22 protein-coding genes and 3 pseudogenes are annotated in these 23,062 nt (G+C 70.9%); 14 read left to right on the plus strand and 11 right to left on the minus strand.

What is annotated here, in order from left to right; genetic code table 11:
* Positions 1–294: 294 nt before the first annotated feature.
* Positions 295–927 carry a DUF2461 family protein gene (locus ABFY07_RS29125; RefSeq protein WP_346177356.1) on the plus strand — a complete coding sequence of 211 codons (633 nt, stop codon included), beginning with the start codon at positions 295–297 and terminating at the stop codon, positions 925–927.
* Positions 928–1,345: 418 nt separating this feature from the next.
* Here ABFY07_RS29125 and ABFY07_RS29130 read toward each other — a convergent pair whose 3' ends face one another.
* The 4 genes from ABFY07_RS29130 to ABFY07_RS29145 are packed head-to-tail and all read right to left on the minus strand — an operon-like array spanning position 1,346 to position 5,161.
* The gene (locus tag ABFY07_RS29130) at positions 1,346–2,926 is read right to left on the minus strand and encodes a glycosyltransferase 87 family protein (protein ID WP_346177357.1); all 1,581 of its coding nucleotides are present in this window, start codon (positions 2,924–2,926) and stop codon (positions 1,346–1,348) included.
* Positions 2,923–3,786 carry a methyltransferase domain-containing protein gene (locus ABFY07_RS29135; protein WP_428837027.1) on the minus strand — a complete coding sequence of 288 codons (864 nt, stop codon included), beginning with the start codon at positions 3,784–3,786 and terminating at the stop codon, positions 2,923–2,925. The genes ABFY07_RS29130 and ABFY07_RS29135 overlap by 4 nt, the downstream gene beginning before the upstream one ends.
* On the minus strand, positions 3,783–4,436 hold the full coding sequence (locus tag ABFY07_RS29140; protein WP_346177358.1) for a TIGR04282 family arsenosugar biosynthesis glycosyltransferase: 654 nt from the start codon (positions 4,434–4,436) through the stop codon (positions 3,783–3,785). Before ABFY07_RS29140 ends, ABFY07_RS29135 begins: the two co-directional genes overlap by 4 nt.
* A complete protein-coding gene (locus ABFY07_RS29145; protein ID WP_428837028.1) occupies positions 4,433–5,161 on the minus strand; it encodes a glycosyltransferase family 2 protein in 729 nt (242 codons plus the stop codon). Before ABFY07_RS29145 ends, ABFY07_RS29140 begins: the two co-directional genes overlap by 4 nt.
* Before the next feature lie 103 nt (positions 5,162–5,264).
* Between ABFY07_RS29145 and ABFY07_RS29150 the strand changes: the two genes are divergently transcribed.
* Positions 5,265–5,990, plus strand: coding sequence for a response regulator transcription factor (locus ABFY07_RS29150; RefSeq protein ID WP_346177360.1), 726 nt, complete (start codon positions 5,265–5,267; stop codon positions 5,988–5,990).
* 1 nt (position 5,991) lies between these two features.
* Positions 5,992–7,092, plus strand: coding sequence for a sensor histidine kinase (locus ABFY07_RS29155; protein ID WP_428837031.1), 1,101 nt, complete (start codon positions 5,992–5,994; stop codon positions 7,090–7,092).
* Between the two features lie 95 nt (positions 7,093–7,187).
* Here the strand turns inward: ABFY07_RS29155 and ABFY07_RS29160 are convergent, their stop codons facing one another.
* Both ABFY07_RS29160 and ABFY07_RS29165 read right to left on the minus strand, forming a co-directional pair.
* A complete protein-coding gene (locus tag ABFY07_RS29160; protein WP_346177362.1) occupies positions 7,188–8,240 on the minus strand; it encodes an NAD-dependent epimerase/dehydratase family protein in 1,053 nt (350 codons plus the stop codon).
* An 82-nt stretch (positions 8,241–8,322) separates the two neighbouring features.
* A pseudogene (locus ABFY07_RS29165) lies at positions 8,323–8,737 on the minus strand (hypothetical protein); the annotation flags it as partial.
* Positions 8,738–8,769: 32 nt separating this feature from the next.
* On the opposite strand from ABFY07_RS29165, the gene ABFY07_RS29170 reads away from it, so the two are divergent.
* A complete protein-coding gene (locus ABFY07_RS29170; RefSeq protein ID WP_346177363.1) occupies positions 8,770–8,907 on the plus strand; it encodes a hypothetical protein in 138 nt (45 codons plus the stop codon).
* Positions 8,908–9,328: 421 nt separating this feature from the next.
* Here ABFY07_RS29170 and ABFY07_RS29175 read toward each other — a convergent pair whose 3' ends face one another.
* Together ABFY07_RS29175 and ABFY07_RS29180 are read right to left on the minus strand one after the other, a co-directional pair.
* On the minus strand, positions 9,329–10,477 hold the full coding sequence (locus ABFY07_RS29175) for a sensor histidine kinase (RefSeq protein ID WP_346177364.1): 1,149 nt from the start codon (positions 10,475–10,477) through the stop codon (positions 9,329–9,331).
* Positions 10,474–11,175 (minus strand): response regulator transcription factor, encoded by a 702-nt coding sequence (locus ABFY07_RS29180; RefSeq protein WP_065968542.1) that lies wholly within the window; start codon positions 11,173–11,175, stop codon positions 10,474–10,476. The genes ABFY07_RS29175 and ABFY07_RS29180 overlap by 4 nt, the downstream gene beginning before the upstream one ends.
* A gap of 736 nt (positions 11,176–11,911) precedes the next feature.
* Here ABFY07_RS29180 and ABFY07_RS29185 point away from each other — a divergent pair.
* Positions 11,912–12,277: pseudogene (locus tag ABFY07_RS29185) on the plus strand (integrase); the annotation flags it as partial.
* 314 nt (positions 12,278–12,591) lie between these two features.
* Here the strand turns inward: ABFY07_RS29185 and ABFY07_RS29190 are convergent.
* The gene (locus ABFY07_RS29190; RefSeq protein ID WP_346177365.1) at positions 12,592–13,152 is read right to left on the minus strand and encodes a TetR/AcrR family transcriptional regulator; all 561 of its coding nucleotides are present in this window, start codon (positions 13,150–13,152) and stop codon (positions 12,592–12,594) included.
* Positions 13,153–13,270: 118 nt separating this feature from the next.
* Here ABFY07_RS29190 and ABFY07_RS29195 point away from each other — a divergent pair, with 118 nt between their 5' ends.
* The 6 genes and pseudogenes from ABFY07_RS29195 (at position 13,271) to ABFY07_RS29215 (ending at position 18,027) form a co-directional block, all read left to right on the plus strand.
* On the plus strand, positions 13,271–13,963 hold the full coding sequence (locus ABFY07_RS29195; RefSeq protein ID WP_346177366.1) for an SDR family oxidoreductase: 693 nt from the start codon (positions 13,271–13,273) through the stop codon (positions 13,961–13,963).
* 58 nt (positions 13,964–14,021) lie between these two features.
* Positions 14,022–15,077 carry an aldo/keto reductase gene (locus tag ABFY07_RS29200; protein ID WP_346177367.1) on the plus strand — a complete coding sequence of 352 codons (1,056 nt, stop codon included), beginning with the start codon at positions 14,022–14,024 and terminating at the stop codon, positions 15,075–15,077.
* Between the two features lie 135 nt (positions 15,078–15,212).
* A complete protein-coding gene (locus ABFY07_RS29205; RefSeq protein WP_346177368.1) occupies positions 15,213–16,217 on the plus strand; it encodes an NADP-dependent oxidoreductase in 1,005 nt (334 codons plus the stop codon).
* Positions 16,214–17,176 carry an alpha/beta fold hydrolase gene (locus ABFY07_RS29210; protein ID WP_346177369.1) on the plus strand — a complete coding sequence of 321 codons (963 nt, stop codon included), beginning with the start codon at positions 16,214–16,216 and terminating at the stop codon, positions 17,174–17,176. The genes ABFY07_RS29205 and ABFY07_RS29210 overlap by 4 nt, the downstream gene beginning before the upstream one ends.
* Before the next feature lie 8 nt (positions 17,177–17,184).
* Positions 17,185–17,334: pseudogene (locus ABFY07_RS43230) on the plus strand (zinc finger domain-containing protein); the annotation flags it as partial.
* Between the two features lie 6 nt (positions 17,335–17,340).
* Positions 17,341–18,027: a recombinase family protein gene (locus ABFY07_RS29215; RefSeq protein ID WP_346177370.1), complete on the plus strand. Its 687-nt coding sequence runs from the start codon at positions 17,341–17,343 to the stop codon at positions 18,025–18,027.
* Here ABFY07_RS29215 and ABFY07_RS29220 read toward each other — a convergent pair.
* Positions 18,024–18,488: a MarR family winged helix-turn-helix transcriptional regulator gene (locus ABFY07_RS29220; protein ID WP_346177371.1), complete on the minus strand. Its 465-nt coding sequence runs from the start codon at positions 18,486–18,488 to the stop codon at positions 18,024–18,026. The genes ABFY07_RS29215 and ABFY07_RS29220 overlap by 4 nt on opposite strands.
* 127 nt (positions 18,489–18,615) lie before the next feature.
* Here ABFY07_RS29220 and ABFY07_RS29225 point away from each other — a divergent pair, with 127 nt between their 5' ends.
* The 3 genes from ABFY07_RS29225 (at position 18,616) to ABFY07_RS29235 (ending at position 21,247) form a co-directional block, all read left to right on the plus strand.
* On the plus strand, positions 18,616–19,353 hold the full coding sequence (locus ABFY07_RS29225; RefSeq protein ID WP_346177372.1) for an SDR family oxidoreductase: 738 nt from the start codon (positions 18,616–18,618) through the stop codon (positions 19,351–19,353).
* A gap of 140 nt (positions 19,354–19,493) precedes the next feature.
* On the plus strand, positions 19,494–20,363 hold the full coding sequence (locus tag ABFY07_RS29230) for an LLM class flavin-dependent oxidoreductase (protein ID WP_346177373.1): 870 nt from the start codon (positions 19,494–19,496) through the stop codon (positions 20,361–20,363).
* A gap of 185 nt (positions 20,364–20,548) precedes the next feature.
* The gene (locus tag ABFY07_RS29235) at positions 20,549–21,247 is read left to right on the plus strand and encodes an aspartate/glutamate racemase family protein (RefSeq protein WP_346177374.1); all 699 of its coding nucleotides are present in this window, start codon (positions 20,549–20,551) and stop codon (positions 21,245–21,247) included.
* A gap of 390 nt (positions 21,248–21,637) precedes the next feature.
* Here ABFY07_RS29235 and ABFY07_RS29240 read toward each other — a convergent pair whose 3' ends face one another.
* Positions 21,638–22,948: an NAD(P)/FAD-dependent oxidoreductase gene (locus ABFY07_RS29240; protein ID WP_346177375.1), complete on the minus strand. Its 1,311-nt coding sequence runs from the start codon at positions 22,946–22,948 to the stop codon at positions 21,638–21,640.
* Positions 22,949–23,062 lie beyond the last annotated feature (114 nt).

The following is a 23,062-nucleotide window of genomic DNA, read 5'->3' on the forward strand; positions in this document are numbered from 1 at the left end:
GAGCGCGGGCGCGGGGCGGGGCGGGGCGGGCAGCACCTCTCAGCTTCGGCCGGCCGGTCCCGTCGACGTACGCACTACGAGCGAGGCGGCCAGAACCCAGCTCATGGGAGACCAACTCGGCCCAAAAGGGCACTGCTCTCTTCGCGGGCAGTGCCTCATGCGACACCTTCTGCCACATTACGCCCCCGGAATCGCCACTCCGACGCCCCTGTCGCGACCCCGGCCGAGGCGACCCAGCCCCCTGCTCTGTATCCAACCCTGTCAGGTCGACGCTCTGGCTTTATCGTGCCCCGCATGAGCAAAGGATTCACCGGCTGGCCAGAGCGAGCCATGGACGTGTTGCTGCACCTGCAGGGCGAGCCCTCACACGCAGTGCGTGAGCAGTACCGCGCGGATCGCGAACGTCTGGTCCGGCAGCCGATGATCGCACTGCTGAATGATGTGGCAGACGCCGATCCCCGGTACGAGGACTTCTCCGTTTGGCACTACCGCACGAACTCCTGGTGGTGGCAGCATCAGGGCGCGGTGATCCGTCTCGGCCGCAAGATCGAGATCGGTCTGCGGTTCGACCTGGACGGCCTGCGGGTCCAGGGCGCCTGGTGGTATCCGGACCCCGGCCAGGTCGCCACGTTCCGCAAAGGCGTCGCCGCCGAGGGCAGCGGCCGCGAGCTCGCCGCCATCATCGAGGACTTGAGAAAGAAGGGCTACGACATCTCCGGGGACGTGATGAAACGGGTCCCGCGGGGATATCCGTCCGGCCACTCTCGTACGGACTTGCTGCGCCACCGCTCACTGATCGCTGCCCGCCCCCTCGGCTGCGACGACTGGCTGCACACCCCGGAAGCCGTCGGCAAGGTCCTCTCGGCCGCCCATGACCTCGACGCCATGCTCACGTGGCTGGTCCGTTACGTGGGGCGCTCCGCGTGACTCAGGCAAGAGGAGCCGGCGTCGACGGGGTTGCCGCGTCCAGGCAGGAGCGATCCGGTGAGGCCGGAGAGGAGCTGCGACACCTGGCGCGCGGTCGACTCGCCGACCGCTGGGTCGCCGATGCCGGCCCGACCGGCCCTTGACCTTGCCCCCGGGGGCAAGGTTTGGCGTCGGCCACCTCGCCACCCGCCGGGCTTCGGCGGCCTGCCCGGCCGGGTACGCGGGCCGGCAGGCCGCTCGGCTCCGCAGCAACCGGTTGAAGAAGGACCGGCCTGGCGTTCCTCCACTTCCTTCTCCCCCCAGGAGCGGCTCTCCCGCCTCCGCGGCGGCCTTCCCCGCAGCGCCCTGCTCGCCCCCGTCCCGGCGTCCGGCACGGTGGTGGTGGTTTCCCGCACCGGCTCGCGCTGCCGCATCCTCCTCACCGCCGGGGGCGGTCAGGGACGTCGCTTCTTCCTGTTCCGTGGTGGACGCCGCCTCGCCGCCCGGGGGCCCCGGCTCGGCGGCCTCCGGCGCTGCCTTCGGCCCCCTCTCCCCTCGCGCCCTCCTGAGCATGCCTGAGGAATCGACGTGCCTTACTGGACCGCAGGCACGCACCGGCGGCGATGACGATCGCCGCGGTGCCGTAGGCCCATGCCTGGAGGGGGAAGCCGGGCAGGAGCCGGTCGCCCAGGTAGAGGGTGGTGCCGGCGAGGGTCACGGTCAGCCATTCCCAGCGGCCGTCCATGGCGACGAAGGCGACCACGAGCAGGGAGTACCAGGGATAGCTCGGGGAGAAGAGAAGCAGGGCCGTGCCGGTGAGCAGCAGGGCGCCGCGCCACGGGCGGGCCGGATCGCCGCGCCACCATACGGCCAGACCGATCAACGCGAGCAGTACGGCCGCGGTCGCGCCCGCGGCGGCATCCGGCAACAGCAGGCGCAGCAGGGCGAAGCGGCGCACGTGGCCGGTGTCGTAGCCCTCCTCCCGGAGATAGCCGGGCAGGTAGCCCAGCACCTTCGCGCCGGAGGCGACGACGTAGGGCAGGTAGGCGAGAGCGACGGCGGCGACGCTGCCCGTGACAACGCGCAGGACGCGGGCCGGGCCGCGCTGCCCGGCCAGGGCTCCCGGCAGGGCCAGGACCGGAAGGACCTTGACGGCGATCGCGGCACCGAGCAGCGCGCCACGTCGGGTCCCCGCGGCGGCGGTGCCGAGCGCGAGCACGGTGAACAGGACGCCGAGCGTGTCGATGTGCGCGTTGTTGACCGCTTCGAGGGCGACGGCCGGGCACCAGGCCCACAGGGCGGCCCTGGCGGGGGCCTGCCGCGGATCACCGCGCCGACGCAGAACGCGGAGCAGGGCGGCGGTGGTGCCGAAGGCCAGGACGGCGCCGCCGATCTGGAGCGGCTTGTGGCGGCTGTCCGGAGGGGACACCGCATGAACGGCGAGATACCAGCCCTCGGCGAGAGGGGGGTAGATCGTGGGTACGGTAGGCCGGTTGATGCGGGCGCAGAGGCCGTTGCCGGGGCGGGCGATCCCCCATCCCTTACAGGCTTCTCGTGGGGGGAACAGCCAGTCGTCGCGCAGGCGGGTCAGTCGGGGCGCGGCGGGTGGGTAGGCGTAGGGGGAGATTCCGGCGGCCTGGACGCGGCCGTCCCAGGCGTAGCGGTACATGTCGGTGCTGGTGCGCGGCTGCGTGGTGAGCCCCGCCAGGGCGATGACGGCCGAACCTGTCAGCACGAGGGCGGTCGCTGCGCGGGCGGGGACTTTCCGCACGGTCCACACGGCGGCGGCGAACAGGGTCCACGCGACGGCGTATCCCGCCAGCAGCCGGCCGGGGGCGCTGTGGTCGTCGCCTGCCCGGAGGGTGCCCGCGACGACCGCCGCGAGGGCGGCCAGGAGGAGGGCGGTGACAGCGACGCGGGTTCGGGCCCCGTGTCCCGTCGGTTGTGTGGAACGGACCGAGGACGGGGGCGCGGGGGAGGTTTCGGGGTCCTGCCGGTGCGGGGCGGCGGTGCCGGTCATGAGCGGTCCGCCCGTCCGTCAGGCGTGGGGTTCGTGGCGCCGGGCCCGGTGGTCGGACGGTGAAGTCGCAGGAAGGGCCGGTCGTCGGCGGTCCACCGGCCGGTGGGGATCCAGCCCGTGGCGCGGGCGGCGCGCAGCAGGGCGGTGGTGCCGGCGCGGGCCCAGGGGAAAGGGCGGCCGTGGCTGCCTTCCGCGTCCTCGACGCGAGCCATGAGGCGTTCGTCCACCTCCTGGGGGGAGGCTTCGGCCAGCAGACACCCGCCGGGTCGCAGAAGGTCACGCAGGCGGGCGAGCAGGGCCGCCGGGTCGCCGCCGATGCCGATGTTGCCGTCCATCAGCAGGGCCGTCTCCCAGCGGCCCTCGCTCGGCAGCCGGTCGAAGACGGACCGCCGCAGGGCGGTTCCGCCCAGGCGGCGTGTCCGGGCGACAGCGGCAGGGCTGAGGTCCACTCCGAGCGCCGGTATCCCCCGGGCGGCCAGGGCGGCCACCATTCGTCCTGGTCCGCAGCCGATGTCCAGGACGGGCCCGGTGCAGCGGCTCAGTATGCCCGTGTCGGCGGCGTCGGGCGCGGCGCAGAAGCGTTCCACGTCCAGGGGCAGCAGTTCGGCCGCGCCGTGGGCGTGGGGTGTCAGTCGGCGCAGGTACAGCGGGCCGCGGCCGGCGCGCAGGGCACGATCGTACGGGTCGTTCGTCCAGGGCTCCCCGGGCTCGACGGCGGTGGACCGGTCGGCGCGACGCACCGGTGCGCGGGACGGGGAAGCGAGCGTGACGGGCGGGAAGTTCTCTTCCGCCGGAGGTCGCTCCGCCGGCTCGGTCCGTCCGGCGACGGCGGTGCGCGTCCCGTGTGCCGCGCCGCTCACCGGACCGTCTCCGCGAGCGAGGCCACGGTGGCGGCGAAGCGGGACCGGGGCGGGCAGCAGGCGGCCACCGAGGCGGCGTCCGCCGCGGTGTCCACGTCGCGCAGCAGCGCCAGGTCACCGACCGTGAGGCCGGCCTCGGCAAGTCTTCGGCGCTGGACGTTCCCGGTGTGGTCGGTGGACATCGGGACACCCCGGACGAGCGACCCGGCACCGGCCGGGTCGGCGAAGCCCAGGGCCCAGAAGCCGCCGTCGGCCGCGGGGCCGAACCAGGCGTCACTCCCGTCGCGGCCGACACCGACCAGGAGGTCCGGGGTGACCTGCGGAGTGTCCATGCCGAGCAGCAGCGCCGGACCGTCACAGAGCTCGAAGGCGGCGGCGATCCGCTCGTCGAGGCCGCCGGACACCTGGGGCACGACCTCGAAGCCGTGCGGCAGCCAGGGACCCGGGTTTCCGTCGAGCACCAGCGTCCGGCGCCGCGCGGGGGTCCGGAGCATCGCGTGGAGCGTGTCGGTCAGAGCGGCGTCGGCCAGGGCCGCCGCCTCCTGCGGGGTGTAGGGCGGGGTGAGCCGGGTCTTGACCCGCCCGGGGACCGGCTCCTTCGCGATGACCAGGAGGGTGACCGCGTCCGCCGCCGTGGCGGGGACGCTCATCGGCCGTCTCCCGCGAGGCTCGCGCCGACGGCCGCGGCAGCGGTCGGCTGCTCGGCGAGGACGGCCCGCATGTCCCGCACGGCCTGCCAGGTGCCGCGCCAGGTGCCGGTGACCTTCGAGCGGCCCGTACGAGGGTGGTAGGGCACGTCGGTCTCCGCCACCCGCCAGCCGGCGTCGGCGGCGCGGACCACCATCTGCAGCGGATAGCCGGAGCGCCGGTCGGTCAGGCCGAGGGTCAGCAGCGCTTCCCTGCGGGCGGCGCGCATGGGGCCCAGGTCGCGCAGGCGTACGCCGGTGCGGCGACGGACGAGACGGGCGAGCTCCAGATTGGCCAGCCGGGCGTGAGCGGGCCAGGCTCCGCGGGCGGTGGGCCTGCGGCGGCCCAGGACCAGATCCGCGACGCCGTCGAGGACGGGTCCGGAAACGGTCGGCAGCGTCCCGGGGTCGAGGGAGGCGTCGCAGTCGCAGAAGCAGACCACGTCGGCCGTGGCGACGGCGAGACCCGCGTGGCACGCGGCGCCGAAGCCGCGCCGCGGCTCCAGGACCACGTACGCGCCCAGATCGCGGGCGATGTCGGCGGAACCGTCGGTGGAGCCGTTGTCGACGACGATCGCGCGCCAGCCGGGTGGGATCCGTTCCAGCACCCAGGGCAGGGCCTCGGCTTCGTCGAGGCAGGGCAGCACGACGTCCACGGAAGAAGGGGGTGTCTTGGTCACCTCCCTCACCCTACGAACACATAACAGACATAAGGGATATCGCATCCTTACGGATCGCTGACGTCGTTCGCCACCTCCGTCAGCGGCGGGATCCGGTGCAAGACTCGGTCATGTGAAACGCGTACTCGTCGTGGACGACGACCCGACCGTCTCCGAGGTCGTCGCGGGGTATCTGGACCGGGCGGGCTTCGTCGTCGACGTGGCCGCCGACGGCCCCACCGCCGTGGCCCGGGCCTCGGCCCGGCCACCCGACCTGGTGGTGCTGGACCTGATGCTGCCCGGCATGGACGGCCTGGAGGTCTGCCGCCGCCTCCGGGCGGCCGGACCACTCCCGGTCATCATGCTCACCGCGCGCGGCGACGAGGAGGACCGCGTTCTCGGCCTCGAGGTCGGTGCGGACGACTACGTCACCAAGCCCTTCAGCCCCCGCGAACTGGTGCTGCGCGTGGAGTCCGTGCTCCGCCGGACCGGCGCGCCACCAGCCGCCCTCGCCGAAGTGGCCCAGCCGTGGCTGCGGGCCGGCCCGCTCGCCCTGGACCCCACCGCCCGGCGCGCCACCCGGGACGGCACCGAACTGGCCCTCACCATACGGGAGTTCGACCTGCTGGAGTACTTCATGCGACATCCCGGGCAGGCCACGAGCCGGGAACAGTTGATGCGGCGGGTCTGGGGCTGGGAGTTCGGCGACCTGTCGACCGTCACCGTGCATGTGCGGCGCCTGCGCGGGAAGGTCGAGGAAGACCCGGCCCGCCCGCGCCTGATCAGCACGGTGTGGGGTCTCGGCTACCGTTTCGACGCTCCCTCCGGACAGGAAACCGCGGTCGGCCGTGATCGGTGACATGTTCCTCATCGCGCTCTACGCGGCGATGGGCGCGGCAGGCGCCGGGCTGCTGGGGGCCGTGGCCCTGCGGGCCCTGCGGAAGCGGTCCGTCGCCGCGTCCCTGGCCGTGGTCGCCGCCGTCACCGTGGCGGCGATGCTCGCCGGGACACTGCTGGTGTCCTGGGCGATGTTCCTGTCCGACCACGACCTGTGGGTGGTGACGATGGTGTGCGCCATGGCCACCGTCGTCTCGCTCGTCGTGGCGCTCCTGCTGGGCCGCAGCGTCGTGAAAGGAAGCCGGGAGTTGGCCGAGGCCACCCGCGCCCTCGGCGACGACGGCAGCTTCATCCCGCCCGCCGCCGCCCCGACGGCCGAACTTGCCGAGCTGAGCCGTCAGTTGGCCGCCACCAGCGCCAAGCTCGCCGCCTCCCGGGAACGCGAGCGGACCCTGGAAGCCTCGCGACGGGAACTGGTCGCCTGGATCTCCCACGATCTGCGCACCCCGCTGGCCGGCCTCCAGGCCATGACCGAAGCCCTCGAGGACGGCATGGTCGACGACCCCCGCGACTACCACGCCCGCATCCGTGCGGAAGTCGGGCGGATGAGCGCCATGGTGAGCGACCTGTTCGAACTCTCCCGCATCCAGGCCGGCGTGCTCGCCCTGTCCCCTGCCCGGATGTCGGTCTACGACCTCGTCGGCGACGCCATCGCCGGCGTCGACGCCTTGGCCCAAGAACACGGCGTACAGCTCGTGGGCGATGGGGTCGAACCCCTGCCGGTGGAGGTCGACGGCCGCGAGATGTCCCGCGTCCTGGCCAACCTGCTGGTCAACGCGATCCGCCGCACACCCGCCGACGGCACCGTCGCCGTCTCGGCCCACCGCGAGGCGGACCGGGTGGTGCTGTCGGTGACCGACGGCTGCGGTGGGATTCCGCCGGAGGACCTGCCCCGGGTCTTCGACACCGGCTGGCGCGGCACCCACGCCCGCACCCCACCGGCCGGGGCGGGGCTCGGTCTGGCCATCGTGCGCGGCATCGTAGAGGCCCACCAAGGGCGCGCGGCGGTGCACAACGTCCCGGGCGGCTGCCGGTTCGAGGTGCACCTGCCCGCGGCGGTCTGAGACGGCCGGCGATCCCGGAAGCCGAGGGCTCGGGACCGGGTCGGCGACAGAAGACCGGGCCGGCCCTGGCGCTGTCGCAGCGGGACCGGACGGGATCACCCCGCCCGCAGCGGCGCCGCCGCGAACTCCGCCATCCCTTCGGCGAAGGCGACCTGCGGCTTCCAGCCCAGCTCGGCGCGCAGCCGCTGCGAGGAGGCGGTGATGTGGCGTACGTCGCCCAGCCGGTACTCCCCCGTGACGACCGGCGCCGGCCCGCCGTACGCCGCGGCCAGCCCGGCGGCCATCTCGCCCACGGTGTGCGGCTCTCCACTGCCGACGTTGTACGCCCGCGAGCCGCCCTCCGGCAGACCCTCCAGGCCGTCCAGCGCCGCGAGGTTGGCGTCGGCGACGTCCCGGACATGAACGAAGTCCCGCCGTTGCCCACCGTCCTCGAAGACACGCGGCGCCTCGCCGCGCGCGAGCGCGGACCGGAAGAGGGAGGCGACACCCGCGTAGGGGGTGTCCCGCGGCATCCCGGGGCCGTACACGTTGTGATACCGCAGGGCGGCGACCCGCCCGCCGGCAGCCCGCGCCCACGCGGCGGCCAGGTGCTCCTGTGCCAGCTTGGTGGCCGCGTACACGTTGCGCGGATCGGCCGGGGCGCCCTCCCCCACCAGGGCGGCGGTCAGCGGCTCACCGCAGCCGGGGCACGGAGGCTCGAAGTGTCCCGCCTCCAGGTCCGCCACGCGGCGCGGCCCGGGCCGTACGGTGCCGTGGCGCGAGCACTCGTACCGCCCCTCGCCGTAGACCACCATCGAACTCGCCAGCACCAGACGGCGCACCCCGGATCCGGCCATACCGGCCAGCAGCACGGCGGTGCCGAGGTCGTTGCAGCTCACGTAGTCCGGCGCGTCGGTCAGGTCCTTGCCGAGACCGACCATCGCGGCCTGGTGGCAGACGGCATCGGCGCCCCGCAGGGCATCGGCCACGGCTTCCCCATCGCGGACATCGGCGTGCCGCCAGTCCACCCCGTCGGGGACCGGCGGGGCAGTGCGGTGTGCGGCGGGAAGCAGCGCGTCGAGGACGCGCACCTCGTGCCCCGCGGCGATGAAGGCGGTAACGATGTGCGAGCCGATGAAACCCGCACCCCCAGTGACCAGAATCAACATGCCACCGACCGTAGAAGCGCGCACCCGGTGGCGGATCTCTCGGCGCGAGGACGTCAGGGGTTCGTAAGCCCCTGTGCCCCCGGGACACCACCAGGCGGTACCCCTCGGCGGTGATCCCGTCGGCCGCCGCCGCGGCAGCGGTCGTGTTGACCGGCAGCGCCTGCGGGCCCTTGTCCGGGTGACGCGGCGCGAACACCAGGAACTCCTTCAGCGGAGTGAAGGACTGGCCCACGGTGGTCAGCGTGACAACGAAAACGGCCAGGGATCCCACTGAGCCGTGTTCAGCAGCCCGGTCGCCCCAACTCGAAAAGGGCACCGGCCACCAGCACCGCCACCGACAGCCGCTCCAGGGCGTGCCTGAGCGACCGCAACGGCGGCCACTCGAACAACCGCGGATACGCCACCCACAGTTTCGCCGGCGGCAACGGGACCGCCGCGCTGCCGGAGGCGACGTAAAGCCCCTGGGTGAGCCGACAACCCCACGCCGGACGGGCCGGGGCGGTGGCGGAGTCGGCGGGATCAGCATCGTGTGCTGACCGGTGGCGCGGCCGGGGACCGGGCCGCCGCCGAGGACCGCTCGCTGCGGAACGGCCGCCCGGCACCACCCGCCCCGCTGACCTCGCAGCAGATGTACGTCGTGATGGGCAGGCTCACCGGCACGCCATAACGGGTGCGGACGCCTCAGGGAGCGGAAGGACTGAAGGGTGTCAATAGGCCGTTCGCCGGTGGCGAGGAGGCGATCGGTGCATTCCGCGCGGGTGCGTATCCCTCGTTCGGCGAACGCGTTGGACCGCGGGCTCTGCGGCGGAGTCGGTATGACGACTGTGCCGTTGCCCGCGAAGACGGCGTCGAACGCGGCGGGGAACTTGCGTGTGGGCCTGAGCGCGGAGGAACGAGCGCCAGGTCTGCCGGGATGCACGCCGAGGCCGACGACCGCCAGCCCAGGTGCAGGCTTCCGACCAGGGCGGATGACATTCTCGGCAAGCGCGACTACGGGTACGTCACCCCGCTCGAAACGAGATCGATGCTCGGGCAGAACCTCGTCCCGGCAGCGTAAACACCCGCTGCCCAGTTCGCGGGGGGGAACTTCACTCGTGTGACATGTGGCTACACGGTATTTGCACAGTGACAAGAAGGCCGCCGGCTGGTCGCGCGGTCACGCCCAGGGGCCAGCTGTGTCGCTCCGCAATGTGGGCGACCAGCGCGGCGCCCAGCCCGCGTCCAGTTCTGCCGGTGACACTGACCGTACGGCCCTCGACTCGGTAGAACGGCTGGGTGACCTGGGCGGCCTGTTCGGGAGAGAGGGCGGGTCCGGAGTTGCTGATGCTGAAGAGGGCCTGCTCGGCGTCGACCGTGAGACTGACGTCTACCGTTCCCGGCTTCGTGTTGTGCTGGATGGCGTTGCTGACGAGATTGTCCAGCATCAGTCGCAGGAGTACCGGGTCGGCCTTGACCGGGGCCGGAGGGGTTGGGGTAAGTCGTAGCTCGACGTCCACGACAGCCGCTTGGGGCCGTTGTTCACTCAGCACCTGCTGGATCACGGCGTCCAGCGCGACCGTCTGCCGGTTGAGTTCGCCGTCTTCCGCTGCTGCAAGATCGAGGAGTGCCGTCACTGTCCGTGTGCTGCGGGTGCTGAGCTGGCGGAGATCAGTGAGCAGGTCGTGCATATGGCCCAGATTCGGGTCTCCCAGCGCGACGTCAATAAGCGCCTGGCTGGCCGCGAGCGGTGTCTGGAGCTCGTGCGAGGCGTTGGCGGCGAACTGGCGCTGGGTGTCGAAAGACCGCTGCAGTCGGGCCAGCATCCCGTTGAACGTGCGGGCCAGGCTGGTGACCTCGTCGGGCGGGCCCTCCACGTCCACGCGGGAACTGAGGTCGCCCGCGACCGCGCTGCGTGCCGCGGCGTCGATTTCGGCGAGGGGTGCCAGAGCACGGCCGACCGCTACGCGCATGAGCAGGGCACCGATCACGATGACGACGAGAAAGGCGAGAGAGGAGAGGATGGCCAGGAGGCGCAGGAAATCAGCGGGGCTCGACACGGTGGTTGGAACACTGGAGGACCTGGCCGAACTCGGTGCCTGACCCGGGACGAGCGTCACATCGACCGGGGTGAGGGTGTACCGCGGCACGTAGGCCATAAGAACCACCACCAGCACGATGAGCAGGGCGGCGCTGATGGTAAGCAACGCACCGAACACGATAGTGACCCGCGCCTTCACCGAGAATCGCCGAGAGGTCACCGGGCGGAGTCCTGATCTTTCTGAGGACACGAGGCCTGCTCGGTGATGATGCGGTACCCAGCGCCGGCGATGGTCTCGATGGGCCAGGGGTGGCCGAGCTTGCGACGCAAGGTGGAGATCACCACCCGGGGAGAGTTGGTGAACGGATCGGCGTTCCGGTCCCATGCCTTGGCAAGAAGTTCCTCGGCACTCAGCACTCCGCCGCCTGCGCGCAGGAGCTGCTCGAGGACGGCGAATTCCTTGTTGGTCAGGCTCAGCGGGACGCCGGAGCGAGAGACCTGGCGGGTGAAGGGGTCAAGGCTCAGGTCACCGGCCCGGAGCAGCGTAGGGAGTCGAGGCCCCGTACGTCGCGAGATCGCCCGGAGCCGGGCAATGAGCTCAGGAAACTCGAAAGGCTTGGCCAGGTAGTCATCAGCACCGAGTCGCAGACCCTCCACGCGGTCATCCAGCCGACCAGCGGCGGTCAGCATCAGCACCCCTACCTGCGGGTACGCATGAACGGCGCGACGGCACACCTCATCACCATGCACGACCGGGATATCACGATCGAGAACCATGGCGTCATAGTCGTTGAGCTCCAGCATCTCCAGAGCTGATCCGCCGTCACCGGTCGCGTCGACCGTCATCGAGTCTCGTCGCAGACAGATCTGCAGCGCCTTCGCGAGCAGAGGCTCGTCCTCGACCACAAGGACTTTCACGTCCCTGCTCCTCTCGTCCCCCGCACCACTTCCGGGCTCTCCCCTTCGTAACGGGCCCCAGCAATAGCTTCGCAGACCGTCATACCCAGTGCCGGGGCGGCCGCCCCGGCACCGAGCTACCTCAAGCAACGCAAGATCAGGGGCGGTACGTCTCGTCTCCCGCAGGCGTACCGGGGCGGTCCCCCTCGGGCAGCGGGTACGCCTGGGAGTCACCCGCCGGGACGCCTGGGCCGTCACCCTCAGGCAGAACTACCGCAGGCTCGTCCCCGCCGTTGTGGGAGGAGGCGCCGGACGCAGCACTGGCAATCGTCGCCCCGCCGCCGATCAGCACTGCGGCGGTGACCAGACCGATGCCCCAGCTTCGCCTGAATTGCATGATGATTCCTCTCTGCGGACCCCGGGTGGGCCAGCTCCTGCAGTCAAGCCGGAGGGATGTTGCGAGAGTTTAAAGAGGTAGCCGCGCCTCTCCGTTGCGAAGGACGCCCCGCTGACCTGGGCAGGACACGCGGCAAGCCCCGTCGGCCCCTCCGGCTCCGCGTCGAGGATTCCACCGCCCACAGGACGTCGGCGGGGACGGCCGTGTCGCCCCGCCACCACGCGAGGGAGTACGGACGCCTCATCCAGCACTCCGAAACCCTCATCACCTGGGTTGCCATTAGTGACGGAGGGCCTGGGGCAGCGAACGAGAGGTCTTGTCCCTGTCGGGTCTCCTGGAAATGCCGGAATGCCCGGGGCACGTGACCTGCCCAGGCGGCGCCATGCCGCGACCCGCGTACCCAGACGACGCGGACGCCCACGCACGATCCGCTCGATCCGCTCGATCCCCGCCCTGGTCCCGCGCCTGGCCGGGGAGAATGCCTCGTAGGGGTATCGCAGGATCCACGGCGAACTCGCGGCGCCGGGTATCAAGGTTGCCGCCTCCACCGTCTGGGAGATCCTCCGCGAGCACGGCATCCCACCCGCACCCGAACGGCAGAGCACCACCTGGACAGACTTCCTCCGCAGCCAGGCCGAGGCCCTCCTCGCCTGCCACCTCTTCGAAGTCCGCACGCTGACCGGGGCGCGCCTGTACGTCTTCGCCGTCATGGCCCTGTCCTCCCGAAGCTACGGCAAAGTGACAAGTAGCTCTCTGTAGCGGATCCAGGTTCGAGCTGGACATGAACTCCCACCTCGCCCTCGCCGCGGCGTCCATGGTGCCCGGACCCCGAACCCCGCCCGAGACGGGAACCGCCCGATCGGCGGCGGGCGGCTCGGCAAGGTCGGCAACCTGAAATCCGGTATCCCCGACGTCGCCCCAGAGGGCTGGATCCGGTGGGGTGCATTGCCACGCCATCCGGTCCCGCGGGTCGGACTGGGAGAGGTCGGCTGCGCTGTCGGCGCATGTCCCTGGCGGGCTGCCCGGCAGCGCGGCACGGATCAGCCGGATGCCGTCAGTGCCGCGCGCGCGGTGGTGAGGATCTCCTCGGAGAGCGGGGAACCGTTGGTGGCCCGGGCCAGGACGAGTGCGCCGAGCATGGTGCACAGCCGGGTGATGCCGTCCTGGTCCTCAGTGGTGAGCCACTCGGCGAAGTCGCCCACGCCTTCGGTGTAGATCCGGCGGGCTTCCTGGACTTCGCCCTCGCGCGCCATGTCGGTGACGAGTGCGGCGACGGGACACCCGTCCGCCGGGCTGTCGCGGTGTCCAGGGGAGAGGTAGGCGTCGATCAGTGCCCGCTGGGCGGCGCCTCGCTGCCCGTCGTGCTGCTCGAGTCCGTCCTTGTGGCGTCGGGTGAGTTCGTTGAATGCGTGGGCGGTGGCTTCGTCGATGAGTGCCTCTTTGGAGGCGAACTGCTTGTAGAAGCCGCCGTGGGTCAGTCCGGCCGCCTTCATGATGTCGGCGACGCTGGCGTGAGTCCCCTGTTCCCGGAACAGGCGAGACGCGGTTTCCACGACCCGTCGGCGGTTCTCCTCGGCCTGCGCCTGCGATACGCGGCCCATCGGCCACCTCCTGCTTGGATGTCGACTGGCATCTATCCTAAATCAGTGTTTAGATTGTGGTTGTCATCTAATTTAGTGCCGCCGGCCGCTCGCCGACGGCCGTAACGCTGGAGTGGGCATGGAACTGAAGGACGCGGTCGCGGTGGTCACCGGCGCCAACCGGGGGCTCGGACGGCATCTGGCCGCCCAGCTCGTGGAGCGTGGCGCGAAGGTGTACGCGGCGGCCCGGCGCCCCGAGACGGTCGACGTGCCGGGTGTCGTCCCGCTGCGGCTGGACGTCACGGACGAGACGTCGGTGCAGGAGGCCGCCCGGATGGCGTCCGACGCGACACTGTTGATCAACAACGCGGGCGTCTCCACCGGCGCGGCACTCATCGGAGGCGACCTGGCCGAGGTGCGCCGGGAGATGGAGACCAACTTCTTCGGCCCGCTCGCCGCGACCCGCGCCTTCGCCCCCGTGATCGAGGGCAACGGCGGCGGCGCCGTGCTCAACGTCCTGTCCGTCCTGTCCTGGTTCCACCCGGCCGCCCTCGGCTCCTACGCCGCGTCCAAGGCCGCCGCCTGGGCTCTGAGTGACGCGATCCGTGAGGAATTGGCACCGCGCGGGATCGCCGTCTCGGCTCTGCACGTCGGCTACATGGACACCGACATGGCCGCCGGCGTGCCCGCCGATCAGAAGGTCGCCGCCGACGACGTCGCGGCCCAGGCCCTTCACGGCATCGAGACCGGCCTGCCCGAGATCCTCGCGGACGAGGCCAGCCGGTACGTCAAGCAGAGCCTGTCCGCGGCACCCCAGCCGAACGCAGGCTGACGCCGCTCCCCCCCACCCCGGCGCGACCATCTCCACACCCCTCAGACAAGGACATCTCATGCGCTACACGACCTTCGGCCACCGGACCGGACTGCGCGTCTCCGAGTACGCGCTCGGCACCGCGAACTTCGGCACCGGCTGGGGCGCGGGCGCCGAGCCCGACGAGGCCCGGCGGATCTTCGACCGGTTCGCCGAGGCCGGCGGCACCTTTCTCGACAGCGCGGACGGCTACCAGTTCGGCGAGTCGGAGGAGCTGACCGGAAAGCTGATCTCCGCCGACCGCGACCACTTCGTCCTGGCCACGAAGTTCGCCCTCGGCGCCGCCCCGCAGCCGGACATCTCCAGGACCGGCAACAGCCGCAAGAACATGGTCGCCTCGGTCGAGGCCAGCCTGAAGCGCCTGGGCACCGACTACATCGACCTGCTGTGGGTGCACTTCCCCGACGAGCTCACTCCGATGGAGGAACTCCTGCGCGGACTCGACGACCTGGTGAGCGCCGGCAAGATCCACCACGCCGCGCTGTCCAACTTCCCCGCCTGGCGCGTCTCGCGCGCGGTCACCCTCTCGGACCTCAAGAACTGGGCCCCGATCGTGGGCGTCCAGCACGAGTACAGCCTCGTCGAGCGCACCGCCGACCGTGAGCTCCTGCCCATGGCCGAGAGCCTCGGGCTCGGCGCAGCCCTGTGGTCCCCGCTCGGCGGCGGACTGCTCACCGGCAAGTACCGCAGCTCCGCCGAGGGACGCCTGAGCGACCTGGGCGCGGTCGTCCACACCGAGAGCACCGGCCAGAAGACCGCCGTCGTCGACACCGTCCTGGCCGTCGCCGAGGAGACCGGCGTGACGCCCGCCCAGGTCGCGGTGGCGTGGGTGCGCGAGCGCGCCGCCCGCTCCGTGGCCGCGCTCGTCCCGATCATCGGCCCGCGCAGTCTCTCCCAGCTCGACAGCTACCTCGGCGCCCTCGACGTCCAGCTGACCGACGAGCACTACACCCGCCTGGCCGAGGTCAGCGCGGTGCCGCTCGGCGTGCCCCACGAGGGGATCGCCGCCTCCCTGGACCGCCTCCAGGGAGGCGCCGCCGACCACGTCACCGCCCCGGTCGTGCCGGTGGCCTGACAGGTGAACGCGGCCGAGGACGCGGTACGCCCGCGCCGCACCCAGAAAGACACCACAAACTAGTTCGCACTGGGACAAGCCCGGGCGAGCGGAGACCCCGACCTTCCACGGACGGGACACGGAACGGAGACGACGGTGAAGGCTTTCATGGTCGAGAAGTACGGCGACCAGGCCGGGATGCGCGCCGCCGAAGCGCCCGACCCCCAGGTGGGCGCCGACGACGTCCTGGTCAAGATCCACGCGGCGGGCGTCAACCCGCTGGACCTCAGGATCCGCAACGGAGACTTCAAGACCTTCCTGCCCTACCGCCTCCCGCTCATTCTGGGCAACGACCTCGCCGGGACGGTCGTCCGCGTCGGCCCGTCCGTCACCCGCTTCGCGGTGGGCGACGAGGTCTACGCCCGGCCCGACAAGGACCGCATCGGCACCTTCGCCGAACTCATCGCCGTTCACCAGGACGACCTGGCGCCCAAACCGGCCACCCTCACCATGCCCGAGGCCGCCTCCCTGCCCCTGGTCGCCCTCACCGCATGGCAGGCACTGGTCGAGCGCGCCCGCGTGCAACCGGGCCAGAAGGTCCTCATCCACGCGGGCGCCGGCGGCCTCGGCTCCATCGCCGTCCAGCTGGCGAAGGCGCTCGGCGCACACGTCGCCACCACCGTGAGCACCGCCAAGGTCGACCTGGCCAGGGACCTCGGCGCGGACGTCGTCATCGACTACCGCACCCAGGACTTCGAAGAGGTACTCGACGGCTACGACGTCGTCCTCGACAGCCTCGGCGGCGAGAACCTCGCCAAATCCCTGCGCGTACTCAAGCCCGGCGGCACGGCCATCAGCGTCGCGGGCCCGCCCGACCCCGCCTTCGCCCGCGAACTCGGCGCGAACCCGGTCCTCCGCCTGGCCATGACCGCCCTCAGTTCCAAGACCCGCCGCCAGGCCAAGCGCCTGGGCGTGACGTACTCCTTCCTGTTCATGAAGGCCAGCGGAGACCAACTGCGCGAACTCACCCCTCTGATCGACACCGGGAAGGTCCGACCCGTCGTCGACCGCGTCTTCCCGTTCGACGAAACCCTTCAGGCCATGGAGTACGTCGAGAAGGGACGCGCGAAGGCCGGGAAAGTCGTCGTCTCCATGACATGAGCGCGGGCACAGCCCAGCCGGACGCCGAGGCAGCCCGTCACAACGAGAAGCCCAACCCCTCACCCCCCACCGCACACCAGGACCCGGCCATGAGCGCATCGTCCAGCTCCCCCACACCCACCCCGTCGTCGTACAAGAACGCGCCGACCCGCTCCGTTTCCGTACAGGGCATCAACTTCGCCTACCGGCAGCTCGGCCCGGACGACGGCGTACCGCTGATCCTCCTCAACCACCTGTCCGCGGTTCTGGACAACTGGGATCCACGGGTCGTCGACGGACTGGCCGACCGACGCCGCGTGATCACCTACGACAACCGGGGCGTCGGCGCGTCCGGCGGCTCCACACCCGACACCATCGAGGCGATGGCCCGCGACACCGTGCTGTTCATCCGAGCCCTCGGGCTCGACCGGGTCGACCTGCTCGGCCTGTCGATGGGCGGCTTCATCGCCCAGGTCATCGCGGCACAGGAACCCGCCCTCGTACGCAAACTCATCCTCGCGGGCACCGGCCCCGCCGGCGGACCCGGCATCGACAAGGTCACGTCCCTCACCGTCCAGGACATGCTGAAGGCGACGCTGCGGCGCAAGGACCCGAAGCACTACCTCTTCTTCACCCAGACCGAGGGGGGCCAACGGGCGGCGCGCGAATTTCTGGCGCGGCTGAAGGAGCGCACGGACGACCGCGACAAGGCGATCTCGGTGCAGTCGTTCCGCGCCCAGCTGAAGGCCATCAAACGCTGGGGCCGCACAGCACCGCAGGACCTGTCGCGCATCCAGCAGCCGGTCCTGGTGGCCAACGGCGAGAGCGACCGGATGGTCCCGAGCGAGAACACACTCGACCTGGCCGCGCGGCTACCCCGAGGTGAACTCGTCCCCCTCTACCCGGATGCCGGACACGGGGGCATCTTCCAGTACCACGACGAATTCGTCGCACGGGCGCTTGGGTTCCTGGAATCGTAGCCTCCCCAATCGACCGGTCGGACGCGGACGACGTCGAACAGCACGCCTGTCCGAAGTGTGACGCGCAACCCGGCTCGCCCTGCCGCTCGCGCGGCGGCGCGGTCGCCTCCGCCTACCACACCCGCCGCTTCACCATCGTGCCCCGGCTGAAGAAAACGCTGCGGGTGCCGACCCCAGCCGACCGCGGCCCGGGCCGGCCGTGGCGGCCGGGCACCCCGCCGCCGGCGCCAATCGACCCGGACCTGCCGAGCGCGGACATCCGCATCGGCTACGCCCGCTGCTCGACCCTCGGCCAGGAACTCGACTCCCAGCTCGACGCGCTCAGCAAGCACGGCATCCCCCGGGACAAGATCTTCAGCGAGAAGATCGGCACCCGAGTACGGGTCCGCCCCCGGTTCGAGGAGGCCCTCCGTACGGCGCGGGAGGTCAAGACGCACGCCCCGCACTGCCGGGTCATCTTCACCGTGTACGAGATGAAGCGCCTCGGCCGCCACGCCGCCGAGCTGACCGCACTCGCCGACCACCTCACCGCCCACGGCCTGGTCCTGGAGATGCTCGCCGGGCCCCTGCCCGGCATCTACGACCCCACCGGCCCCGGGAAGCTGCTGTTCGCGTTCTTCGCGGCGATGGCGGAGACGGAGCGGGAGAACATCCGCGAGTCGACGCTGGAGGGGCTGGCCACCGCGGCCCGCAAGGGCAAGCACGGCGGCCGACCGCCGGTCATCACCGACGACATGCTGCACACCGTGCTGCGGCGCCGCGCGCTCGGCGAGTCCGTCGAGCAGATCCAGCCCGACCTGTTCATCCCCACGGGCAAGCGCAAGGGACAGAACCCGTCCGTCGCCAGCTAGTCGGTTTGATCGCGATCGGCGTCCGTCCCGCTGCGCCGGGCTATGAGTTCGTCCTCGATACGCCGGAGCGTGGCATTGACGATCTCGATGGTGGCGGGGTCGTCGATGATGCCCCGGAGGGTCCGGTCCCAGTTGTCCCGGAGGATCTGGTGATTCCGGCGGGCCTTGTCGGTGGGGTACAGGCGCACGCCTCGGGCGTTGCGGTCGTCCACGACGCGATCCACGAGCCCTCTCTTCTCCAGGCCGCGCAGTACCCGGCTGAAGTTGCTCGACGGAAGCAGGGTCGCCTCCGACGCGGCTCGCGCGGACGTGCCGGGGTGGTGGTGGATGAACCGCATGACGCTGATCTCGATCGGCGTGCACGGCTCGAAGGCGGGGTCCGCCGGGGGCCGAAGCTGCCGCCCCACGGCGAAGACCAGGTCGGCCAGCTCGTGGAGACTGGCGGATTTGACGTCGCTCATGCCACGAGAGTACCTTCCTATCACTCGATAGCTATTAGTTGATAGTATTTAATCGTGGGCGCCCCCGCGCCTCGAAGGCCGTGGCGCCGCTCAGACAATCCACCGACTCATGAATGAGGAATCCCCCATGGACATCAGCGGAGCCGTAGTACTCGTGACCGGAGCGTCGTCAGGCATCGGAGCTGCCACCGCACGCGCCGCCTCCCGCGCCGGAGCGCGTGTGGTGCTCCTCGCCCGCCGCGAGGAACGCATCCGACAGCTCGCCAAGGAACTCGGCGAGTCCGTGGCCCTGGCCGTGCCATGCGACGTGACGGACCGGGCCCAGGTCACGGCGGCCGCAGAAGCCGCGATCGAGAAGTTCGGGCGGATCGACGTCCTGGTGAACAACGCAGGCCAGGGGCTACAGGCGACCGTCGACGCCATCGACCCCGAGGACTTCCGCGCCGTCCTCGAACTCAACCTCCTCGCACCCCTGACCGCGACGCAGGCCGTCCTTCCGCAGATGCGCAAGCAGGGAGCCGGGGCCATCGTGAACGTGGGCTCCGGGATCATCTGGTCGTCGCTGCCCGGATCCGGCGCGTACTCCGCCTCCAAGGCCGCCCTCGCCAAGCTCTCGGCCATCGCCCGCGTCGAGCTCGCCGACGACAACATCGCCGTGTCGATGATGTTCCCGTCGATCACCGAGACCGAGTTCGTCAGGACGGTTCGCGGCGACGTCGCAGGCGCGCTGAAAATGGAGGGCTCCAGCGGCCTGGTACCCCAGTCGCCCGAGCGCGCCGCCGACACCATCCTCGATCTGATCAGGAGCGGCGCCGAGCAGGCCGACCTCGTCCCGGAGGAGTACGGCGGCACGCTCAAAAGCTGAGCCACCGAGAAGGAAAATACCCCGACGCACGTCATGAGGCCGGGCGGGCAACGCCTCCCGCTGCTGTCGACGAAGCACAGGCGGCAGCGGTGGAAGGACACGCACCACCCGGTCCGTTACCGAAGGAAGAGACACGGCACATGGAGATAGGCGTAGGGCTGCCGGGCCATGTCACCGGAGTTGAGGAGCGTACGTTGGTGACGTGGGCGCGGCGGGCCGAGGAGCGGGGATTCGCCTCGCTGATCGCCAGCGACCGCCTGGCCTGGTCCACTCCGGACCCCCTGATCACACTGGCCGCGGCGGCCGGGGCCACCGAACGCATCCGGTTGGTCACCAGCGTGCTGCTGGCCCCGCTGCACACCAACCCCGCATTGTTCGCCAAGGCCGCGGCGACCTTGGACCGGATCGCGGGCGCCGGACGGCTGCATCTCGGTCTCGCTCCCGGAGCCCGCGAAGACGACTACCGGGCGAGCCACCTGGACTTCAGCACCCGAGGGCGTGCCCTGGACACACTGGTGGAACGCGTCACCGCCATCTGGCGGGGTGAAGAGGAGGTGGGTCCGGCCCCGGCCACCCCCGGAGGGCCGCCACTGTGGTTCGGCGGCGCATCGCAGGCGACGCTGCGGCGTATCGCCTCCCACGGCACCGGGTGGATCGCCGGAACCGGCGGAGACATCGACGAGTTCCTCACATTCACCACCCGCCTCCACAGCCGCTGGAAGGAGGCCGGCAGGCAAGGACGTCCGCGCACCAGGGCCACGGCGATGTTCGCCCTCGGCGGCCACGCACACCGATCCCTCGCCCGCGCCGTCAACGACTACTACGCCTTCGCCGGCCCCGACTACGTCCGGACCGTCATCGACACGGCGGCCACCACCGCCGACATGATCCACGCAACCGTCACCGCCCACGAAGCAGCCGGACTCGACGAACTCGTCTTCGTGGCCAACGACACCGACCCGAACCAGATCGACCTGCTCGCCGACATCCTCGGGGACACACTCACCTGAGGTGACCCCGGTGGTGTGGACACTCTGACAATGGATCTCGCAGATCCCAGGAAGGGTGGCCTGGTGGGACGTAGGTCTCCGGATCCGGAGGAGTTCAGGAACGATGCCGTCGCGTCACAGGGGCAGCCTTGCTGTCACCCGGACCCTCGCCCCGCGACCAGCGAAGTACGTGCGAGAGTGGGGCGATGAAGACCATCGGATTGATTGGCGGCATGAGCTGGGAGTCGACGGCCGAGTACTACCGGCTGCTCAATGAGGGGGTCCGGGAGCGATTGGGCGGCCTCCACTCCGCCAAGTGCGTGCTGTATTCGGTCGACTTCGCCGAGATCGAGCGGCTGCAGGTGGCCGGGCTCTGGGATGAGGCCGGCGAAGTACTCGCCGACGCCGCCCGGTCCCTGCAGGCGGCTGGTGCGGGCCTGCTGCTGATCTGCACCAACACGATGCACAAGGTCGCCGACCAGGTGGTGGCGGCGGTAGACATTCCGCTGCTGCATCTGGCCGACGCGACAGCATCTGCGGTGCGGACCGCAGGTCTGCGCCGAGTGGGGCTCTTGGGCACCGCGTTCACCATGGAGCAGGACTTCTACCGCGACCGTGTGGCCGGGCACGGCCTGGAGGTCCTGGTGCCTGACGCGGACGGCCGGGCCGTCGTCCACAGAGTGATCTACGAAGAGCTCTGCCTCGGCATCATCCGGGAGGAGTCCCGAGCGGCCTACGGTGAGGTGATCAGCCGGCTTGTGGCTTCTGGCGCGGAGGGCATCATCCTCGGCTGCACCGAGATCGAGCTTCTCATCAGCCCGGAGCACAGTCCGGTTCCTGTCTTCGCCACCACCCGCCTGCACGCCGAGGCCGCCGTTAACGCGGCATTCGCGTCCGGACGGTAACCCAGGCCGCTGGTCATCAGCCCGGCGACCACCGCCAAGACCCACATCAACCAGGCCGTGGCCGAGCTCCACGCCCGCGTGCCCCGACCTGTCCGCCGTCCCCGTGAATGCCCAGGCCCGCAGCGGCGGGGCGGCTGTCGTGTTCGCGCTCGAGCCCGCCGCATGATGGCGATGAACTGCGATGCCACCGGCTAGTACCACCGACGCCCGCCTTGCGCGGGACGTGTACGGGTGCGGCGGCGTTCGCCGTGCCGTCACCCCGGTGACGTGCATGAGCCTGTGCTCCATGCGGGCGGGCTCCTTCAGCTGCGCGTGCCTTCTCGCCCGTCAGGGGGCTGATGCGCTGCCGGATGGCAGCGAGCACACCTGACCGGCCCCGGCGGCCCGGCGTCAGCCAAGGACTGTGCCCGTGGATGCGGCCGGCCGGCGTCGGCGTGAGAAAGCACCGAGGTCGATGGGCTGGCCGGTGTGTTCGCAGGTGTGCGTGAGCGCACTGCGGTCGTGGTCGTGCCCGCCTTCGACACCCTGGATCAGGGTGGTCATGAGGCGGCCCACCAGAGGGGCGTTTTTGAACTGATTGCCGCTGGTGCCGATGGCTACGTAGAAGCCGGCGAGTTCGGTTCGGTCGTATACGGGGGTCCAGTCGTCGGTCACGTCGTACACGCCTGCCACCCCTTTGGGCTTGTTGGGAACGCGCAGACCGGGCAGTCGGCGAGCCGCCCGCGTCACCTGCGTTCTGAACTGCGACACGGTCGGGAGGGGGCTCCCGTCGTCCGGATCGTCGAGCCATTCCAGCGGGTCGCACTCGGGTTCCGTGCCGCCGACGAGCAGGAACTCCCTGCCCTCGGGCCGTATGTATGTGCCGAGGTCCATATCGACCAGCACCGGTGCCTGACGGTCGCCGCCGACGTCGTGGTAGCCGGCGGGGGCCGCTACATGGTGCACCTCCTGGCGAAGCGGCCGCAGACCGACCGTGAAGTCGCCGCCCACTCCGGCGAGCCGGTTCAGCTGTCCCGACCATGGGCCGGCCGAGTTGACGACCACCCCGGCGGACAGTTCGGTTCCCTCCTCGAGGCGCACCCCGCGCACGCGTCCCCCGCGCCGCATCACCGCGGTGACCTCGGTCTTCCAGCGGAAGGTGGCTCCGTGCCGCTGGGCGGCCGCGGCAAGGTTGCGCGCGGCGAGTTGCGGGTCGTCGACAAAGCCCCCGTCGGGTGTGTGGAGAGCACCGAGCCGAGCGGACGCGTCGGCGAAGAACTCGTCGTCATCCACGGGGCGGGGCGGGAAGTACCGGCCGGTGTCCACGGCGGGCAACCGCTCGGACAGCTCCTGTGCATCCCATTCCTCGTACGGGACACCGACCTTGTCGAAGTGGCGCGTGAACAGGCTGCAGGGTGCGAAGTCCACGTCCAGCAGGGTGACGCCGCAGCGGTTGAACGCTGCGAGGGGTTCACCGGCGGGTGCTTGGAGATGGTCGCGCCATGCTTCCCAGCAGTGAAGGGACTCCCACGCGGCCTTGACGCCCGCGATCGTGGGATAGGTGAAGCGGACCACGGCGCTCGAGGCGCTGGTGGAGCCGTTGCCCGCGCCGCCGAACTTGTCGACGACGACCACCCGCAGGCCGCTTCGCGCCAGTTCGAGAGCGATGGAGGATCCGATGACCCCGGCCCCGACGACGACCACGTCTGTGCTCTCAGTCACGTTTCAGCTCACCTTCTTATCGCCGGACCAGACGGTTCCTGCGGGGGCGCGGCGGGGCGCCGCTCCGCCGTTGTCCGCGCCGTACGCGGGTAAGAGGCCATGCTCCGGCGACCG

Origin of the sequence: Streptomyces sparsogenes subsp. cuspidosporus (assembly GCF_039532705.1) — a bacterium.
GTDB classification, from domain to species: domain Bacteria; phylum Actinomycetota; class Actinomycetes; order Streptomycetales; family Streptomycetaceae; genus Streptomyces; species Streptomyces sparsogenes.

Coding starts and splice junctions, on each gene's coding strand:
- ABFY07_RS29225 (WP_346177372.1), top strand. CDS start 18,616: ATGGACATCAGCGGAGCCGTAGTACTCGTGACCGGAGCGTCGTCAGGC.
- ABFY07_RS29125 (WP_346177356.1), top strand. CDS start 295: ATGAGCAAAGGATTCACCGGCTGGCCAGAGCGAGCCATGGACGTGTTG.
- ABFY07_RS29140 (WP_346177358.1), bottom strand. CDS start 4,436: ATGAGCGTCCCCGCCACGGCGGCGGACGCGGTCACCCTCCTGGTCATC.
- ABFY07_RS29155 (WP_428837031.1), top strand. CDS start 5,992: ATGTTCCTCATCGCGCTCTACGCGGCGATGGGCGCGGCAGGCGCCGGG.
- ABFY07_RS29220 (WP_346177371.1), bottom strand. CDS start 18,488: ATGAGCGACGTCAAATCCGCCAGTCTCCACGAGCTGGCCGACCTGGTC.
- ABFY07_RS29210 (WP_346177369.1), top strand. CDS start 16,214: ATGAGCGCGGGCACAGCCCAGCCGGACGCCGAGGCAGCCCGTCACAAC.
- ABFY07_RS29160 (WP_346177362.1), bottom strand. CDS start 8,240: ATGTTGATTCTGGTCACTGGGGGTGCGGGTTTCATCGGCTCGCACATC.
- ABFY07_RS29230 (WP_346177373.1), top strand. CDS start 19,494: ATGGAGATAGGCGTAGGGCTGCCGGGCCATGTCACCGGAGTTGAGGAG.
- ABFY07_RS29195 (WP_346177366.1), top strand. CDS start 13,271: ATGGAACTGAAGGACGCGGTCGCGGTGGTCACCGGCGCCAACCGGGGG.
- ABFY07_RS29130 (WP_346177357.1), bottom strand. CDS start 2,926: ATGACCGGCACCGCCGCCCCGCACCGGCAGGACCCCGAAACCTCCCCC.
- ABFY07_RS29200 (WP_346177367.1), top strand. CDS start 14,022: ATGCGCTACACGACCTTCGGCCACCGGACCGGACTGCGCGTCTCCGAG.
- ABFY07_RS29190 (WP_346177365.1), bottom strand. CDS start 13,152: ATGGGCCGCGTATCGCAGGCGCAGGCCGAGGAGAACCGCCGACGGGTC.
- ABFY07_RS29235 (WP_346177374.1), top strand. CDS start 20,549: ATGAAGACCATCGGATTGATTGGCGGCATGAGCTGGGAGTCGACGGCC.